The 15,487-nt window shown below is 54.1% G+C and carries 15 protein-coding genes; 8 read left to right on the top strand and 7 right to left on the bottom strand.

Going from position 1 to position 15,487, the window contains the following annotated elements; translation table 11 throughout:
- Positions 1-469: 469 nt before the first annotated feature.
- Complete coding sequence (locus E1N14_RS01950) at positions 470-2,233, top strand: diguanylate cyclase domain-containing protein (RefSeq protein WP_062793512.1); 1,764 nt, start codon at positions 470-472, stop codon at positions 2,231-2,233.
- On the opposite strand, the gene recQ is transcribed toward E1N14_RS01950, so the two are convergent.
- The gene (gene recQ / locus E1N14_RS01945) at positions 2,215-4,002 is read right to left on the bottom strand and encodes a DNA helicase RecQ (protein WP_418070052.1); all 1,788 of its coding nucleotides are present in this window, start codon (positions 4,000-4,002) and stop codon (positions 2,215-2,217) included. The genes E1N14_RS01950 and recQ overlap by 19 nt on opposite strands.
- A gap of 201 nt (positions 4,003-4,203) precedes the next feature.
- Here recQ and E1N14_RS01940 point away from each other — a divergent pair, with 201 nt between their 5' ends.
- Positions 4,204-4,668 (top strand): thioesterase family protein, encoded by a 465-nt coding sequence (locus E1N14_RS01940; protein WP_025010873.1) that lies wholly within the window; start codon positions 4,204-4,206, stop codon positions 4,666-4,668.
- 106 nt (positions 4,669-4,774) lie between these two features.
- Complete coding sequence (gene rarD, locus E1N14_RS01935; RefSeq protein WP_025888142.1) at positions 4,775-5,659, top strand: EamA family transporter RarD; 885 nt, start codon at positions 4,775-4,777, stop codon at positions 5,657-5,659.
- A 54-nt stretch (positions 5,660-5,713) separates the two neighbouring features.
- Here rarD and E1N14_RS01930 read toward each other — a convergent pair whose 3' ends face one another.
- The 5 genes from E1N14_RS01930 to radC form a co-directional block, all read right to left on the bottom strand.
- The gene (locus E1N14_RS01930; protein WP_044733530.1) at positions 5,714-6,244 is read right to left on the bottom strand and encodes a PH domain-containing protein; all 531 of its coding nucleotides are present in this window, start codon (positions 6,242-6,244) and stop codon (positions 5,714-5,716) included.
- A 115-nt stretch (positions 6,245-6,359) separates the two neighbouring features.
- Positions 6,360-7,679, bottom strand: coding sequence for an amino-acid N-acetyltransferase (gene argA / locus E1N14_RS01925; protein ID WP_028781111.1), 1,320 nt, complete (start codon positions 7,677-7,679; stop codon positions 6,360-6,362).
- A gap of 478 nt (positions 7,680-8,157) precedes the next feature.
- Positions 8,158-8,331 (bottom strand): 50S ribosomal protein L33, encoded by a 174-nt coding sequence (rpmG, locus tag E1N14_RS01920; protein ID WP_025010872.1) that lies wholly within the window; start codon positions 8,329-8,331, stop codon positions 8,158-8,160.
- 6 nt (positions 8,332-8,337) lie between these two features.
- The gene (gene rpmB / locus E1N14_RS01915) at positions 8,338-8,574 is read right to left on the bottom strand and encodes a 50S ribosomal protein L28 (protein WP_028769274.1); all 237 of its coding nucleotides are present in this window, start codon (positions 8,572-8,574) and stop codon (positions 8,338-8,340) included.
- Between the two features lie 122 nt (positions 8,575-8,696).
- Positions 8,697-9,374, bottom strand: a complete 678-nt coding sequence (gene radC / locus E1N14_RS01910) for a RadC family protein (RefSeq protein WP_025010870.1) — start codon at positions 9,372-9,374, stop codon at positions 8,697-8,699.
- A gap of 128 nt (positions 9,375-9,502) precedes the next feature.
- Here radC and coaBC point away from each other — a divergent pair, with 128 nt between their 5' ends.
- The 5 genes from coaBC to folE all read left to right on the top strand — a co-directional run bounded on the left by coaBC (position 9,503) and on the right by folE (position 14,715).
- Positions 9,503-10,699: a bifunctional phosphopantothenoylcysteine decarboxylase/phosphopantothenate--cysteine ligase CoaBC gene (coaBC, locus tag E1N14_RS01905; RefSeq protein WP_025010869.1), complete on the top strand. Its 1,197-nt coding sequence runs from the start codon at positions 9,503-9,505 to the stop codon at positions 10,697-10,699.
- Positions 10,696-11,154 (top strand): dUTP diphosphatase, encoded by a 459-nt coding sequence (gene dut, locus E1N14_RS01900; RefSeq protein WP_025888140.1) that lies wholly within the window; start codon positions 10,696-10,698, stop codon positions 11,152-11,154. The genes coaBC and dut overlap by 4 nt, the downstream gene beginning before the upstream one ends.
- A 24-nt stretch (positions 11,155-11,178) precedes the next feature.
- Positions 11,179-11,772 carry a nucleoid occlusion factor SlmA gene (slmA, locus tag E1N14_RS01895; RefSeq protein ID WP_025010868.1) on the top strand — a complete coding sequence of 198 codons (594 nt, stop codon included), beginning with the start codon at positions 11,179-11,181 and terminating at the stop codon, positions 11,770-11,772.
- 129 nt (positions 11,773-11,901) lie between these two features.
- Positions 11,902-13,872: an alpha/beta hydrolase family protein gene (locus E1N14_RS01890; RefSeq protein WP_062793513.1), complete on the top strand. Its 1,971-nt coding sequence runs from the start codon at positions 11,902-11,904 to the stop codon at positions 13,870-13,872.
- Between the two features lie 192 nt (positions 13,873-14,064).
- The gene (gene folE / locus E1N14_RS01885) at positions 14,065-14,715 is read left to right on the top strand and encodes a GTP cyclohydrolase I FolE (protein ID WP_025010867.1); all 651 of its coding nucleotides are present in this window, start codon (positions 14,065-14,067) and stop codon (positions 14,713-14,715) included.
- A 105-nt stretch (positions 14,716-14,820) separates the two neighbouring features.
- Here the strand turns inward: folE and pyrE are convergent, their stop codons facing one another.
- Positions 14,821-15,462, bottom strand: coding sequence for an orotate phosphoribosyltransferase (pyrE, locus tag E1N14_RS01880; protein ID WP_025010866.1), 642 nt, complete (start codon positions 15,460-15,462; stop codon positions 14,821-14,823).
- Positions 15,463-15,487 lie beyond the last annotated feature (25 nt).

Raw genomic sequence — 15,487 nt, 5'->3', positions numbered from 1 at the left:
CATTCAGGGGTTTCGATTGATTTTTCCCGTGCCAGAAACAAAAAACCCCGCGGTTTCTGGCGCGGGGTTTTGAGTTCTGGCTTGCTAATCGACGTGCAAGTCTAGCTCCTCCGCGCAGGGACTGCGAGAGTAAGGAGGAGGAGAGACAGTTGCATTTGTGGGTTCATTTAGCCGTTCTATACCAGATAAAAATTCATTTAAAGTGGGTTTATATTCTTCCCACCGGGTTCAAGAAGTTCAATAATTAACTGCCTCCTTGCTCGCTGTCAAGCCTATATTTCTCAGCATCAGTTGAAAATTTCGGCTTAACGTGCTGATTTGCACCATTCAAGCCTTGGTGATCCAAAGCTAAATAGATGAATAAAATCTTGCCGATAGCATCATTTTTTGTGCCAAAAATGATAAAAAATAGTTATTATCTCAACACGGTTACGCCCGGCAAAACTCACCTTCACTCAGCGGAGAAAAAATGGATTTTCGCCTCTTGGCACTGAGCTTGCTCCTGTGGTCATTTTCTTGTGTGCTTTGGGCCGCGGAGCGGTTGGACACTCTGGCCAACACCCTCTATCAATATCCTACGCTGGCGCTGACCCAAATCAATGAGCTTGAGCGTCAAACCTCAGAATTGAGCCAGGCCCAAGTGCTGAGATTACAGTTATTTAAATGTGAAGCACTCCTGCAATTAGGAGACAACGGCGCCGCCATCAATCTGGCCGAACTGGGAGAAGCCAGAGCCAAGCAACTAAGGCTGGAACAGGCAGACAGTTATTTTCAAATTTGCCGCGCCGATGCCTATGCCAATTTCGACGATCTTAAACAATCACTGCTGTTACTCGACGGCGCCATTGAACAGGCCAAACGCCACAACCAACCCCAGGCTCTGGTCAACGCCCTGAGACTCAAGGGTCAGCTGGAAAACGACCTTGGCAACTATGGCACCGCCATCGAAGATCTGCGTCTGGCGCTGGACATCTACCCGGATATCAGCAGTCAAAATCCGTCCTGGCTATGGCCACCTCTGGCCTATGTTTACGGCGACATGGCCAGCCTGATGTATTCCACCGGCGACCTGCGCCAAGCGGCCTACTATCTCAAGTTGGCACTGGACACAGATGAAGCCAAAGGCAAGGTGCGCCATGTGCTGTTATTAATGGCCGCCAGAGTCGCGCTGGCACAGGAGGATATGGCCCAAGCCGACAGCCTGCTGAAACAGTCCAAAATACTGCTGCCTGAGATAGGCTCACCGCTGGAGCTTGCCAACAGTTACAGCCAAATAGCCGTGATAGAACTCGCCAGGGGCAGAACCGAGATTGCCGACGAGTTAGTGGGTATTGCCCTGCAGACCTATGAAAAACAAGGCAAAGTAAACAACTATATGCGTGCTACCCGGCTATTGGCCAGGGTGCGTCTCGCCCAGCGCAACGACGATGAAGGCATAAGGCTGTTGATGCAGGCGGCGCAGCAGGCCGAGCAGCTGCAACTGGCCGATGAAGTGGCCTATACCCAACAGCTTATCAGTGACTATTACGCCGAAAGAGCAGAGTTCAAACCGGCATACGAGGCGATGAAACTGGCGGCCCAGGCCGCGGCCGAGGCCCAAAAGCAGCTCAACAATACCCGCTTTATGCAATACAAGGCCAGGCTCAGCCAGCAGGAGCAGCTGCAGGTAGAAACCCAGCAGAACATTCGTCTTGCCAGTGCCGATCAGCGCTCCAAACTGAGCCAGGCCTACGGCACCATCTCTGTGCTGGCACTCGCCATCATAGGTGCGCTGATCTGGTTGGTCAGTCGCCGTAACCGCTGGCAACAACCGAGTACCGAGGCACTGGAAAAACTGCCTGCGGCCCAGCAGCTGGATGCCATGCTCAGCAGCGCCAAGAAGGGCAACTACCCCTTGAGCCTGTTGTTGCTGAGTACCAGCCATATACGTCAGGTGGATCTTTCCGCCCTGCAGCGGGCGCTGGAACAGAAACTCAGAGAGCAAGACAGACTGCTGCGCTACAGCATGGATGAGATGGTGATCCTGCTGCCCTACACCTCGGTCCAGGGCGCCTTGCAGGTCAGCGAGCAACTCAAGCCGATAGTGCAGAGCTGGCAAGTGGCTCATGCCGTGCGCATTGGAGTGGCCTCGCTGCAGCAGCCCGATACCCTGGATAGCCTGGTGAAGCGTGCAGGCGTCAACCAACTCAGTCAGCAGAAAGCCGCCGAGCAACATCAGTCACCGGCGAGATAAGCCTCTATCTCGTCGAGGAACTGATCGCCAAAGCGGGCCAACTTGCGCTCACCAACACCATTGACCGCCAACATCTCGCCCTGGCTGGTAGGCAAAATCGCCGCCATTTCCGCCAGGGTTGCATCGTTGAATACCAAATAGGGTGGTACGTCCTGCTCTTCGGCTATGCTGCGCCTTAACTGCTTGAGGCGGGCAAACAGCTTGCGATCGTAGTTGAGTGGCGCCTTGCTGCTGACGTTGCGCCTGCGGGTAACATGCAAGTCAATTCTGGGTTCGGCCAACATCAGTGCAACTTCGCCCCTGAGCACAGGCCTGGCGGCCGGATTCAGGCGAATACTCGAGCCACGGGTAATATCCTGGCTCGCCAGCCCCAAATGGATAAGCTGTCTGGTCACACTGAGCCAGTGTTCATGGCTCTTGTCTTTGCCGACACCCCAGGTGGATAACTTGTCGTGCCCCCGGTCGACCACGGCGGCCGATTTGGAGCCTCTGAGCACCTCTATCAGCTGGTTCATGCCAAACTTCTGCCCCAAGCGATATATGCAGGACAACACCTTCTGTGCATCCTCGGTGCCGTTGTAGCGTTTCGGCGGATCCAGGCAGATATCACAGTTGCCGCAAGGCTCCAGCGCCGGCTCATCGAAGTAGTGCAGCAACACCTGGCGGCGGCAGGTCTGAGCTTCGGCAAAGGCCGCCATGGTATTGAGTTTATGCAGTTCCACCTGTTGCTGCGGCCCGGGTTCACCCTGCTCAATCAGGTGGCGCACCCGGCCGATATCGGCGGGCTCGAACAGCATAAAGGCTTCGGCCTCGAGACCATCTCGCCCGGCGCGGCCGGTTTCCTGATAGTAGGCCTCTATGCTCTTGGGCAGATCATAATGCACCACAAAGCGCACGTTGGACTTGTTGATCCCCATGCCGAAGGCGACCGTGGCCACCACTATATCCAACTGTTCCTTGAGAAATCTGTCCTGAACACTGGCGCGCTCGTCGCCGCTCATACCGGCATGATAGCCTTCGGCGGCATAGCCCTGTAACCGCAGCCTTTCGGCTACTTCATCGACCCGGCGACGGCTGGAGCAATAAACAATCCCGGCGGCGCCGTTCTGCGCGGCAATAAACTGGCGCAATTGATTGGCGGCGTTAAGCTTTTCCGCCACTGTGTAGCGAATATTCGGCCTATCAAAGCTGGAAAGAAGCACATAGGGGGCGATATTGAGCCGCTGGCAGATATCATCCCGGGTCGCCTTATCGGCGGTGGCGGTCAGCGCCATTACAGGCACGCCGGGAAACAGCTGTTTCAGGCGGCCAAGCTGGGCATATTCGGGGCGAAAATCATGGCCCCACTGGCTGATACAGTGCGCCTCATCCACGGCAAACATCGACAGCTGCAGGGATTGCAGTCGCTCAATAAATTCATGTTGCAGCAAGCGCTCCGGCGAGACATACAGCAGGCGGATCTCCCCCTGATGCAACTGGCGCAGCACCTTGAGGCTCTGCTCCCTGGGCAAGGATGAGTTGAGATAAGCGGCATTGACCCCGGTCTGCAGCAGGCTGTCGACCTGATCTTTCATCAGGGAGATCAGCGGCGAAACCACCAGAGTCAGCCCTGGCATCAACAATGCGGGCAGTTGGTAACACAGACTCTTGCCGCCGCCGGTGGGCATGATCACCATGCAGTCTCCCCCGGCCATCACACGTTCAATCACCTGGCGCTGCCCTTCACGGAAAGTGCGGTAGCCAAATACCTGCTGCAAGGCTTGCTGCATAGGGTCTTGGGGATGATTGAGGCTCTCGGGAGCGATATTCAGCGGCTGATCCATGACTGTCTGTGTCCAAAGAAGAGGCCGCTATTCTAAATGAAGCCAACACCAGAGTGCCAGCCAAGAGGGGATTTTTCCGCCTGGACTAGGCAAACGGCCATATTAGCGTTAGATTGATTGCTCTAAAAAACAACAACAGGAAGCCCCATGAGCCAGGACATTCAAGCCGAGGTGCTCGCCAAGGTTTCAGAAGTATTTGATAAGCATGTGCCTTTTCACAATCTTCTCGGCCTTGGGATCCGCCGATACGACGCCTCTGGTGTCGAAGTGGAGATCAAAATGAAGCCGGAGCTAATCGGCAACATACATCAAAAAATACTCCATGGCGGGGTTACCGCAACCGTGCTGGATGTGGTTGGCGGCCTAACGGCATTCTCCGGCTTAGTTATCAGTCGCGACAACTGGACAGTGGAGCAGCTGCAACAGCGACTGCAAACCCTGAGCACCATAGATCTCAGGATCGACTATCTGCGCCCCGGCTGGGGAGAAGTCTTCAGCGGCACAGGAACAGTGATCCGTGCCGGCAACAGGGTCTCTGTCTGTCGAATGGAGCTGCATAATGAAAAAGGCAGCCATATCGCTTTTGGTACAGGGACTTACATGGTCGGCTGAGTAGCTGTTTAAAACTCAAACACTGAATCTGTTGTCGATAACTTGAGCCGAGGGGCTTTGCCCCCTACAATCGCCCTTCTCTCCTTTTCGTCATTGTGTAGTACCTATGCCTGAAACCGAATACCGCAAGGGGGTCATTCTCGCCCTTTGCGCCTATATTTTTTGGGGCTTTGCGCCGCTGTACTTCAAGTTGTTGCATCATGTCTCGGCCCCCGAGATCTTGCTGCACCGCATCATCTGGTCCTTCGTCTTTATGGGGATCCTGATGCAGTTTATCGGTGGTTTCGGACAGCTCAGGCTGTTGCTCAAGCGCCCGAAACAGTTGGCGGTACTGCTGCTGACTTCGATTCTTATTGCCGGCAACTGGCTGCTGTTTATCTGGGCGGTCAACAATGATCATATGCTGGATGCCAGCCTGGGCTACTTTATCAACCCGCTGTTCAATGTGTTGCTCGGCATGCTGTTTCTGGGGGAGCGGCTCGGGAGACTACAATGGGTGGCGGTAACGCTTGCCGCCGCCGGGGTGGTGATCCAGCTGGTTTCTTTCGGCTCGATTCCGCTGGTATCCCTGGGGCTCGCAGCCTCCTTCGGTTTCTACGCCCTGCTGCGCAAGAAGGTCAATGTCGACGCCAAGACTGGCCTTTTGGTCGAAACTGCAGTGTTAATGCCGGCAGCGCTGGGCTTTTTACTGCTGGGCACCGGTGAAGCCGGCGCCAATATGCTCAGCAACAGTTGGGATCTCAACCTGCTGCTGATGGCCGCCGGTATCATCACCACCATCCCCTTGCTGTGCTTTGCCGGTGCAGCAGTGCGGATCCCGCTGATCATGCTGGGCTTCTTCCAGTACATAGGCCCAAGCATCATGTTTATCATGGCAGTGACCCTGTTCGATGAACCCTTCGATATCGAAAAGAGCATTACCTTCGGCTTCATCTGGGCCGCCCTGGTGGTGTTTACTTTGGATATGCTGCGAAAACGCTCTCGCAGGTAACAAGTACAACCGGCCCGGATAGAGTTTCCGGGCCGGTTAAGCAATATCCAACGTTTATCCCGGCAGGTTCTGACCCAGCCCCTCAAGCAAACTCTCTGCTTCAGGCATACTCAGCAGCAGGCTGTAACCAAGGTCGGTCGGCAGTAACAAGACGCTATCTTTTTCCGTCAGAACCACAAACGCTTTGCTGCCATCGTTGAGCCGATACCACCCCAGGGTGTAACCGGGCAGACCTATGCCCTGGGTACGCATGCCAAGCCTGGGGCCGCTGGCATCGCCGAGATTAATCACTTTCGCCTCTGAGATACGCAGATGCTCTGGAGCCAGGCTCTGGCCGTAGAATGGCACCTCGACCACCAGGCTCTGAGCCGTCAATTCCACCTTGGATGCCTGCGCCTGCCAAAATACCCATACAGATCCCGCCAGTGTTACCAACAGCAAACCCGAGGCGGCGCTCTTGGCCGTTGCCGGCATCTTCCGAATGCGGATCAGCAGCAAGATGGCCGCCAACATCAGTATCAAGGCGATAAAACTGCCACTGGCGACGCCGGTCAATGGCGCCAACTCGTAACTTCCACTGTTCATCTCTTGCTCCTTAATGGATAGGCATAAGTGGGCTTAGCTTAGGAGTTAAAGACATAATATGTCAACAAATGGAATATACCTGCTTACAAAAAGCCCCGCTGAGCGGGGCTGGTTTTTACAGGTCAAGCGCCAAAATTTTGGAGCGACGCTGGTAGTTATAGAGCTGCTTCTTCTTATTCGGCAAGGCATCTACCTCCACCAGCTCAAAGCCGTGTTCCAGGAACCAGTGAATGCTGCGGGTCGTCAGCGCAAACAGCCTGGAATAACCACGCACCTTGGCCTGGCCTATGATGTTCTGCAACAGCAGGCTACCGCGATCGGCGTCGCGATAGTCAGGATGCACTACCAGACAGGCAAACTCGCCGGCGTTGTCCTCTTCAAAGGGATAGAGCGCCGCGCAGCCTATCACCAGGCCATCACGCTCAATCAGCATAAACTGCTCTATTTCTATCTCCAGTTGCTCGCGGGAGCGACGCACCAGGATCCCCTGCTCTTCCAGCGGGCGGATCAGGTTGAGTATGCCGCCAATATCGGCAATGGACGCGCGCCGCAAGCGCTCGGCACTCTCTGTGACTATCTGGGTACCTATGCCCTCACGGGAGAAGAGTTCCTGCAACAGGGCACCATCTTCCAGATAGCTGACCAGATGGCAGCGGGGCACGCCACTGCGACAGGCATCAATACTGGCCTTGAGAAACGCCATGGTGCCGACACAGCCTTCACCCTGGCCGGCCAGTTTATCGAGAATTTTTTGGGCATCGTTGGGCATCAGCTCGGCAATCACATCACCGTTGCGATCCAAAATACCATTCTGGGAGCTGAAGCCTATCATCTTGTCGGCCTTGAGCTTGATAGCCACCTGAGTCGCCACTTCTTCGGCGGTGAGGTTAAAGCTCTCGCCAGTGACCGAGGCCGCTATCGGCCCCATCAGGATGATGCAGTTGTTTTCCATCTGCCGTTTGAGTCCCTGAACATCGATACGGCGCACCTTGCCTGAGAGGCAATAGTCAATACCATTGTCGACCCCCAAAGGCTGGGCGATGACAAAGTTACCACTGACCACGTTGATCTGTGCGCCCTGCATCGGCGTGTTCGACAGGCTCATGGACAACCTGGCAGTAATATCAAACTGCAAAGAACCGGCTACCTGCTTAATGACCTTGAGAGTGGCTTCATCGGTGATCCGCACGCCTTGATGGTAGGCAGGCTCAATCTGATTGTTAGCCAAGGCTTCGTCTATCTGTGGCCGGGCGCCATAGACCAATACCACCTTGATCCCCAGGCTATGCAGCAGAGCAACATCATTGATGATGGAGCGAAACTTAGGCTGAGCCAACGCCTCGCCCCCCAACATCACCACAAATGTCTTGCCCCTGTGAGCATTGACATAGGGAGCAGAATGACGAAAACCATCAACCAATTCTGTGGTACGCACCTTGGGATTTACCTCACACTCGTTAAAGCCGACATAAAATGAGTGCCACCCCCGTGGCACGGACAACATAATAATGCATTTAAATTCACTTAAAAAGAATTTATTTGCACAAATGATTATTTTAAATCTCTAACTATTCACATGAAGGGTAAGTCATATCCAGCATCTTCCCCCCTGAGACTCAAACCGAGTAAATATTCGCCGCTGCGGTTCAAGTGATTGCATAGAAAGGTATAGCAGGGATCTGTTTAGAAAGTATGAATCCACCTGAACCGCAGAAGGCCAGCAGCCGGATCCTTACGCGGAATAACTCAGGACTAAAGTGGATTGAAGGTGATAGAGGCTACTTGGTGACAAAGGAGATAAGCTTAAGGGCAACGAGAGCCAAACCGGCTCGACTACAGCCGCGGCGGCCAAATTCAAATCAAAAAAAAGCCCCTGCGAGAGGGGCTTTCCAAGAATTCAAATACCAAGTGAATTACTTGATTTTGGCTTCTTTGTAGATAACGTGCTGACGAACTACGGGATCAAACTTTTTGATCTCCATTTTCTCAGGCATGTTACGCTTGTTCTTGTCGGTAGTGTAGAAGTGACCAGTCTTGGCGCTTGAAACCAGCTTGATCTTCTCACGATTGCCTTTAGCTTTAGCCATTTTCTATTACACCTTCTCGCCACGGGCACGAAGTTCAGCAACAACGACTTCGATACCTTTCTTGTCGATAATGCGCATACCCTTGGTAGAAACGCGCAATTGTACGAAACGCTTTTCGTCTTCTAACCAGAAACGGTGGTTCTGCAGGTTAGGTAAAAAACGACGACGAGTTGCGTTTTTTGCGTGCGAACGGTTGTTACCAACCATTGGTCGCTTGCCAGTAACTTGGCATACTCTTGACATGTCAATCTTCTCCAAAAAACAATTTTAACGCTCGAGCATTAATGTGCCTCGTATGGCCGTCGCCCGAGGCACAAAGAGGGCGCATGTTATACAGGATAACTGAGGAAAGATCAAGCGATGGATCAATCCATCCATCCGCGTTCTGCGAAGGAAACTATCTCGCAATCCCCTACAACCATATGATCCAGAAGTGAAACATCTATGGTTGCGAGCGCACATTTCAACCGCTCAGTAATTCGCCTGTCAGCCTGGCTGGGCTCAGCCACGCCGGACGGGTGATTATGGCAAACTATGACCGCCGCGGCCTGTTTTTCCAGCACCAGCCTAACCACCTCTCGTGGGTAGACAGATGCAGAGTCCAGGGTGCCATGGAATAATTCCACGAATTGGATCACTCGGTGCTGGCTGTCCAGCAACAGAATCGCAAACACCTCGGTGGCACGGTCCGCTAATTGTCTCATTAAATAGTCGCGAGTCAAATCAGGATTTGTCAAAACCGTCCCTCTTTGCAGCTTTTCCCGGGAAATTCGCCTCGAAAGTTCGGCGGCCGCCTGCAATTGGGTATATTTTACCGGTCCCATTCCCGGAATTCGGGCAACCTGATTCAGTGGTGCCACCAAGAGTTGCCGCAGTGAACCGAATGCCGCGAGCAAATCTCTGGCCAATTCGACCGCACTCTGCCCCGCCAGGCCGTTACGCAGCAATACTGCCAGTAACTCGGCATCACTCAGGCCCTTGGCTCCCTGCTGCAACAACTTTTCCCTCGGTCCCTCGCCCGTTGGCCAGTCTCTGATCCCCATCCTTGGCTCCCATCCCTGTGCCCTATACTTTGTTTCAATTATGGTCGAGATTTTTGAAGCTGCATCCTGCCAAGTCGGGGGAGCTTTGTGATATCTTAGCCGCCAATTACCATCAGTTGATTGTTTCTATGAGCCTGAAGCATAAAAAAATCCTCTTGGGGATTGGCGGTGGCATTGCCGCCTACAAGAGTGCCGATCTGGTGCGGCGTCTGCAGGACAGAGGTGCCGAAGTCAGGGTCGTCATGAGCCAGAGCGCCATGGAATTCATCACCCCGCTGACCTTGCAGGCGTTATCCGGCCATCCTGTGGCCTCAGATCTGCTGGATCCTGCGGCCGAGGCTGCCATGGGGCATATCGAGTTGGCCCGCTGGGCCGATCTGGTTATCATTGCCCCCGCTACCGCCAACCTGTTGGCCCGCATTCGTGCCGGTATGGCCGATGAACTGATCACCACCACCTGCCTGGCAACGGCGGCTAAGGTGGTGCTCTGCCCGGCGATGAACCAACAGATGTACCAAAACGTAGCGACTCAGGAGAACCTCAAGGTGCTGGCCGAGCGCGGCTATGGTATCTGGGGCCCGGATAGCGGCAGCCAAGCCTGTGGTGAAGTCGGCCCGGGGCGTATGCTGGAACCCAATGATATCGCCAAGCGAGCCGCCGCTTGCTTTGAGCCACAGCTTTTGGCAGGCCAAAAGCTGCTGCTGACTGCAGGACCGACCCGCGAAGCGATAGATCCTGTGCGTTATATCTCCAACCACAGCTCAGGCAAGATGGGGTTTGCACTGGCCACCGCTGCGGCGCAGATGGGCGCCGAAGTGACTCTGGTCAGCGGCCCGGTTAATTTGGCGACCCCGGCAGGGGTGACCCGAGTCGATGTGCAATCGGCCAAAGAGATGCTCGATGCCGTGATGCACCGGGTGGAACAGCAGGATATTTTTATTGGCTGCGCCGCAGTGGCAGACTATCGTGTCGCCGATGTCGCCAAAGCCAAGATAAAAAAATCTTCCGAAACCATGGCATTGGCACTGGTGCGTAACCCGGATATTCTGGCAACGGTCGCCAGCCATCCTATCCGGCCCTTTACCGTGGGTTTTGCGGCAGAAACCCATGAGGTGGAGACCTATGCGCGTGACAAGCTCAAGCGCAAGAAACTCGATATGATTGCCGCCAACGATGTGTCTGTTCCGGGTCAGGGTTTCAACGCCGACCGGAATGCCCTGAAAGTATTTTCTGCAACAGGTTGTGATGAACTGCCGGCCACCGACAAGTTGAGCCTGGCCAAACAGTTGCTGATCCTGATAGCGAAGCATAAAAACAACTCATGAAAACACCCATAGAACTGAAAATTCTCGACTCGCGTATTGGCAGTGAATTTCCGCTGCCAAGCTATGCGACCCCAGGCAGTGCCGGCATGGATCTACGCGCCATGCTGGACACCAGCATCACCATAGCCCCGGGTGAAACTGTATTGATCCCGACCGGAATTGCGGTTCATGTGGCCGACCCTTCTCTGGCGGCGGTGATCCTGCCCCGCTCGGGTCTGGGCCACAAAAACGGCATAGTACTCGGCAACCTGGTCGGCCTGATCGACTCTGACTATCAGGGCCCGCTGATGGTTTCCTGCTGGAACCGCAGCCAGACACCTTTCACCCTGGAGATAGGTGACCGCTTGGCCCAATTGGTGTTTGTGCCCGTCGTTCAAGCCCAGTTCAAACTGGTGGATGAATTTGACACCTCGGACAGAGGCGAAGGTGGCTTCGGCCATTCAGGCACTCAATAATTCCTGCCACTGACAGAGCGAAACATGGCTGTAAAAGAAAAAATCAATCGTCGTGAACACATACTCCAATCCCTTGCCAGAATGCTGGAAACCAATCCGGGGCAAAGGATTACCACCGCCAAGCTGGCCTCGGAAGTTGGCGTGTCGGAAGCGGCGCTCTATCGCCACTTTCCCAGCAAGGCGCGGATGTTTGAAGGCCTGATTGAGTTTATTGAAGACTCTCTGCTGTCACGCATCAACCTCATCATGGATGAGGAGAAAGACACCATGAAACGCTGCCAACAGGCACTGCAGCTGTTATTGGTGTTTGCCGAGCGCAACCCAGGGATCTCCCGGGTACTGAGCGGTGATGCCCTGCTGGGCGAAAATGAGCGTCTCAGAGAAAGGATCAACCTGTTGTTTGCCAAGTTGGAAACCCATCTGAAGCAGATCCTGCGGGAAAAATCCCTGCGAGAAGGGCAAAAATTCGCCCTAGATGAAGCCATTCTGGCAAACCTGCTGTTGGCCGTGGCCGAAGGCCGTATTGCCCAGTTTGTTCGCAGTGAATTCAAGCTCAAGCCAACGGCTCACTTCGAGGAGCAGTGGCAGTTTATTCAAAGCCAGTTATTACAGAGCTGAGCCCTCTATTTTCGGGATCAAGGACGGTAAAAACCGTCCTTTTTTTATGGATTTAGCCTTGTCCAAACCCAAGCATTTCATTAACATTAAACAAACATAAACCGCCAATAATAAATACAAGGATGTCAAATGAAGTTCCAACCTTTGTTGGCTAGCACGTTACTGCTGGCACCCACTCTCGCTTTGGCCCAGAGCAATCAAGCACCCACGCCGGCAGAAATTTTCAGCCAGGGTGCGCAATACACCAATGTCAAAATCTCCCCCTCAGGTGACTATCTCAGCGTGATCATGAATCACGAAGGAAAAGATAAGCTACTGATCCTGAATACTGAAGATCTCAGTGCCAAGCACATTGTTTATTTCCCGGGCAACGCCCAAGTGGGCAGTTATTCCTGGGTCAACGATGAGCGTGTCGTGGTCGCCAAGGAATACCTCAAGGGCTGGGATGATCGCCCGCTCTACTATGGTGAGTTGATGGCGGTGAATGCCGATGGCTCCAAGGCCGCCTATCTGTTCGGTTACAATTCGGGCCAGCAGCAAACCGGTTCCCACCTGAAGAAAAACACCGCTATCCAGGCCACTGCCTATGTACTCGATCCCCTGCCGGATGATGACCGCTACATGTTGGTCAACGCCATCCCCTGGAACGGCGGTCGCAGCCTGGATTATGAACAGTTGCAGGATGTCTATCAGGTTGATGTCTACCGCGGCACCCGCAAGAAAATCACCCGCTCTCCCATAGGTATGGCCAGCTTCATGACAGATGATGACGGTGAAGTGCGCTTTGTTGCCGGTCAGGACAGAAGCAACAACACCCGTATTTTCTACCGTAACGACGGCGAATGGATTGACACAGACAAGCTGAACATAGGTTTGAAGGACTTTACCCCTATCTCCTTTACCGAAGATCCCAACAGTGTCTATGCCTCCGCCTCCCTGGCCGGTGAGCCCAAGGCCGTGTATCGGGTCAACCTGAAAACCGGTGAAAAGCAGCAGATAGTCAGTGATGCCAGAGTCGAGCCGGACAACTTCTGGATCAACGGCCAGAACAAACAGCTCTACGCGGTGGAATTTGCCAACGGTTACCCAACCTACGCCTTTGTTGACTCTGAAGATCAGCATGCTGTGTATCTGAAGCAACTGCTGGCCAGCCTGCCGGGGCACCAGGTACGCATCGTCAGCGAGACCCGTAACGCCGACAAGATGGTCATTCTGGCCTTCAACGACCGCAACCCGGGCGACTACTATCTGTTTGACACCAAAGCGGTCAAACTCAGACACCTGCTGCGCACCATGGGAAGCATAGATCCGGCCAAAATGGCCGAAGTGAAACCCATGGATATCAAGGTGCGTGACGGCATGACAATTCAAGCCTACCTGACCTTGCCACCCGGCAAAGATCCCAAACAGTTGCCTCTGGTGGTCAACCCGCACGGCGGCCCACACTATGTCAGGGATAGCTGGGGCTTTGATCCTCAAAACCAGATGCTGGCCAATCAGGGCATAGCCGTACTGCAGGTTAACTTCCGCGGTTCGGGTGGTTACGGCGAAGCCTTCCAGCAAGCGGGCTACCGCAAGTGGGGCAGTGAAATTCAGTACGACATCATAGACGCCACCCGCCATCTGATAGAGCAAGGCATAGTGGACAAGAAGCGCATCTGTATCGTCGGCGGCAGCTTTGGCGGCTACAGCGCGCTGCAAAGCTCGGTCATGGAGCCGGATCTGTTCAAGTGCGCCATCGGCTTTGCCGGGGTGTACGACCTGGAAATAATGTTTAAAGAAGGTGACGTGCAGGAACGTGACTCGGGGACCAGCTACCTGCGAACTGTGCTTGGTCAGGATCAGGCCGTGCTGCGTGCCATGTCGCCCACTCGCAACGTCGACAAGCTCAAGGCCAATCTGCTGCTTGTGCACGGTGGCAATGATGAGCGCGCTCCCATAGAGCAGTTTGAAGCCCTGGAAGACGCACTCAAGAAGCGTAACTACCCCTACCAGAAAATCATCATGGATGATGAGGGCCACGGTTTCTACGATGAAAGCCACAGAGCCATCTACTATCAGAAAATGCTAAACTTCCTGAAGCAGAATCTGGGCGTTTAAGTTTAACAGCCGTAAACAAAGCCGCTCTCCAGGGAGCGGCTTTTTTCGTGCTATGGGGCTTTTCTGGTATGAATTTACAGCAAATAGCGGTATCCTCCGCTTCCCGCAGATAAATGTGAAAAGCGTCACAGCTTGCGCGGACAGTAACAAACGGATGGCGCTGGCTTGGCGTCTATCCGCCGGAGGAAAACAATGGCATTGAGTGAAGCAGCTTTGATGGTTCAGACCGCGCTCCTGGAGCGAGGACTCGAGACCCCCATGGTACCCTGTGGCTTGTCGGCCGAGGAGCGCAAGGAAAAAATAGAGGCCCATATGAAGGCCATTTTGACCTTGATGTCGCTGGATTTGAGCGACGACAGCCTGATGGATACGCCGAAACGTATCGCCAAGATGTATGTCGACGAAATTTTCTCCGGCCTCGACTATGCCAACTTCCCCAAGATCACTGTTATCGACAACAAGATGGGCTTCGATGAAATGGTGCGGGTGCAGGACATCAGCCTCACCAGCACCTGTGAGCACCATCTGGTGACCATAGATGGCACTGCTACTGTGGCCTATCTGCCGCGGAAGAAGATCATCGGCCTGTCGAAGATCAACCGCATAGTACGTTTCTTTGCCCAGCGGCCACAGGTGCAGGAGCGCCTGACCCAGCAAGTACTGGTTGCGTTGCAGACCCTGCTGGAAACCAAAGATGTGGCGGTAAAAATGGATGCGGTGCATTACTGCGTTAAATCCCGCGGTGTGATGGATTCCACCAGCTCCACCACCACTACGGCTCTTGGCGGCGTATTCAAGTCCAACCCGGCCACCCGCGCCGAGTTTCTGCATCAGGCCAAATAGCCTCTCCGCCATAAAAAACGCTGCCAAGGCAGCGTTTTTTTTATGGACTGTACAGAGAAAGTTACTCAAGCTTCTGTAAGAGCTGAGATTCTATCCTGGGTGGCATTAAATACCATACTGTTCACGATAGGCGCTAACGGCGGCCAACTCCTGCTCCATCCCCGGTTTCTCGGCCAAGTAGGCAATCAAATCGGCCAGCTTGATGATAGCCACTATCTGGCAACCAAAGTCGCGCTCCACTTCCTGAATGGCAGACAGTTCGCCCTTGCCCTTCTCCTGACGGTCGAGTGCAATCAATACCCCGGCCAGAGTCGCGCCATTGGCCTGAATGATCTCCATGGACTCGCGAATAGCGGTACCTGCGGTGATCACATCATCCACCAACATCACCTTACCCTTGAGCTCGCTGCCAACCAGGTTGCCGCCTTCGCCGTGGTCTTTCTTCTCTTTGCGGTTAAAGCAGTAAGGAATATCCAGATCATGGTGTTCGGCCAAGGCTACAGCCGTGGTTGTGGCGATGGGGATCCCCTTGTAGGCCGGGCCAAACAGGAGATCGTAGTCGATACCGGCATCCACCAACGCAGCAGCATAAAAACGGCCCAGGCGGGCCAGATCCCGCCCAGTGTTAAACAGACCGGCATTGAAGAAGTATGGGCTCTTGCGGCCGGACTTCAGGGTAAACTCACCGAATCTCAACACCTGACGCTCAAGGGCAAATTCAATAAACTCGCGCTGATAGGCTTTCACGATCTCTCCTCTTGTGATTATGGGT

It is taken from the genome of Shewanella algae, assembly GCF_009183365.2.
GTDB classification, from domain to species: Bacteria; Pseudomonadota; Gammaproteobacteria; order Enterobacterales; family Shewanellaceae; genus Shewanella; species Shewanella algae.
Note: the sequence above shows the minus strand (reverse complement) of the source record. Positions and strands in the feature narration are given on the sequence as shown.

Coding starts and splice junctions, on each gene's coding strand:
- E1N14_RS01950 (WP_062793512.1), top strand. CDS start 470: ATGGATTTTCGCCTCTTGGCACTGAGCTTGCTCCTGTGGTCATTTTCT.
- E1N14_RS01940 (WP_025010873.1), top strand. CDS start 4,204: ATGAGCCAGGACATTCAAGCCGAGGTGCTCGCCAAGGTTTCAGAAGTA.
- radC (WP_025010870.1), bottom strand. CDS start 9,374: ATGGGGATCAGAGACTGGCCAACGGGCGAGGGACCGAGGGAAAAGTTG.
- coaBC (WP_025010869.1), top strand. CDS start 9,503: ATGAGCCTGAAGCATAAAAAAATCCTCTTGGGGATTGGCGGTGGCATT.
- rpmG (WP_025010872.1), bottom strand. CDS start 8,331: ATGGCTAAAGCTAAAGGCAATCGTGAGAAGATCAAGCTGGTTTCAAGC.
- E1N14_RS01930 (WP_044733530.1), bottom strand. CDS start 6,244: ATGAACAGTGGAAGTTACGAGTTGGCGCCATTGACCGGCGTCGCCAGT.
- slmA (WP_025010868.1), top strand. CDS start 11,179: ATGGCTGTAAAAGAAAAAATCAATCGTCGTGAACACATACTCCAATCC.
- rpmB (WP_028769274.1), bottom strand. CDS start 8,574: ATGTCAAGAGTATGCCAAGTTACTGGCAAGCGACCAATGGTTGGTAAC.
- folE (WP_025010867.1), top strand. CDS start 14,065: ATGGCATTGAGTGAAGCAGCTTTGATGGTTCAGACCGCGCTCCTGGAG.
- rarD (WP_025888142.1), top strand. CDS start 4,775: ATGCCTGAAACCGAATACCGCAAGGGGGTCATTCTCGCCCTTTGCGCC.
- dut (WP_025888140.1), top strand. CDS start 10,696: ATGAAAACACCCATAGAACTGAAAATTCTCGACTCGCGTATTGGCAGT.
- recQ (WP_418070052.1), bottom strand. CDS start 4,002: ATGCAGCAAGCCTTGCAGCAGGTATTTGGCTACCGCACTTTCCGTGAA.
- E1N14_RS01890 (WP_062793513.1), top strand. CDS start 11,902: ATGAAGTTCCAACCTTTGTTGGCTAGCACGTTACTGCTGGCACCCACT.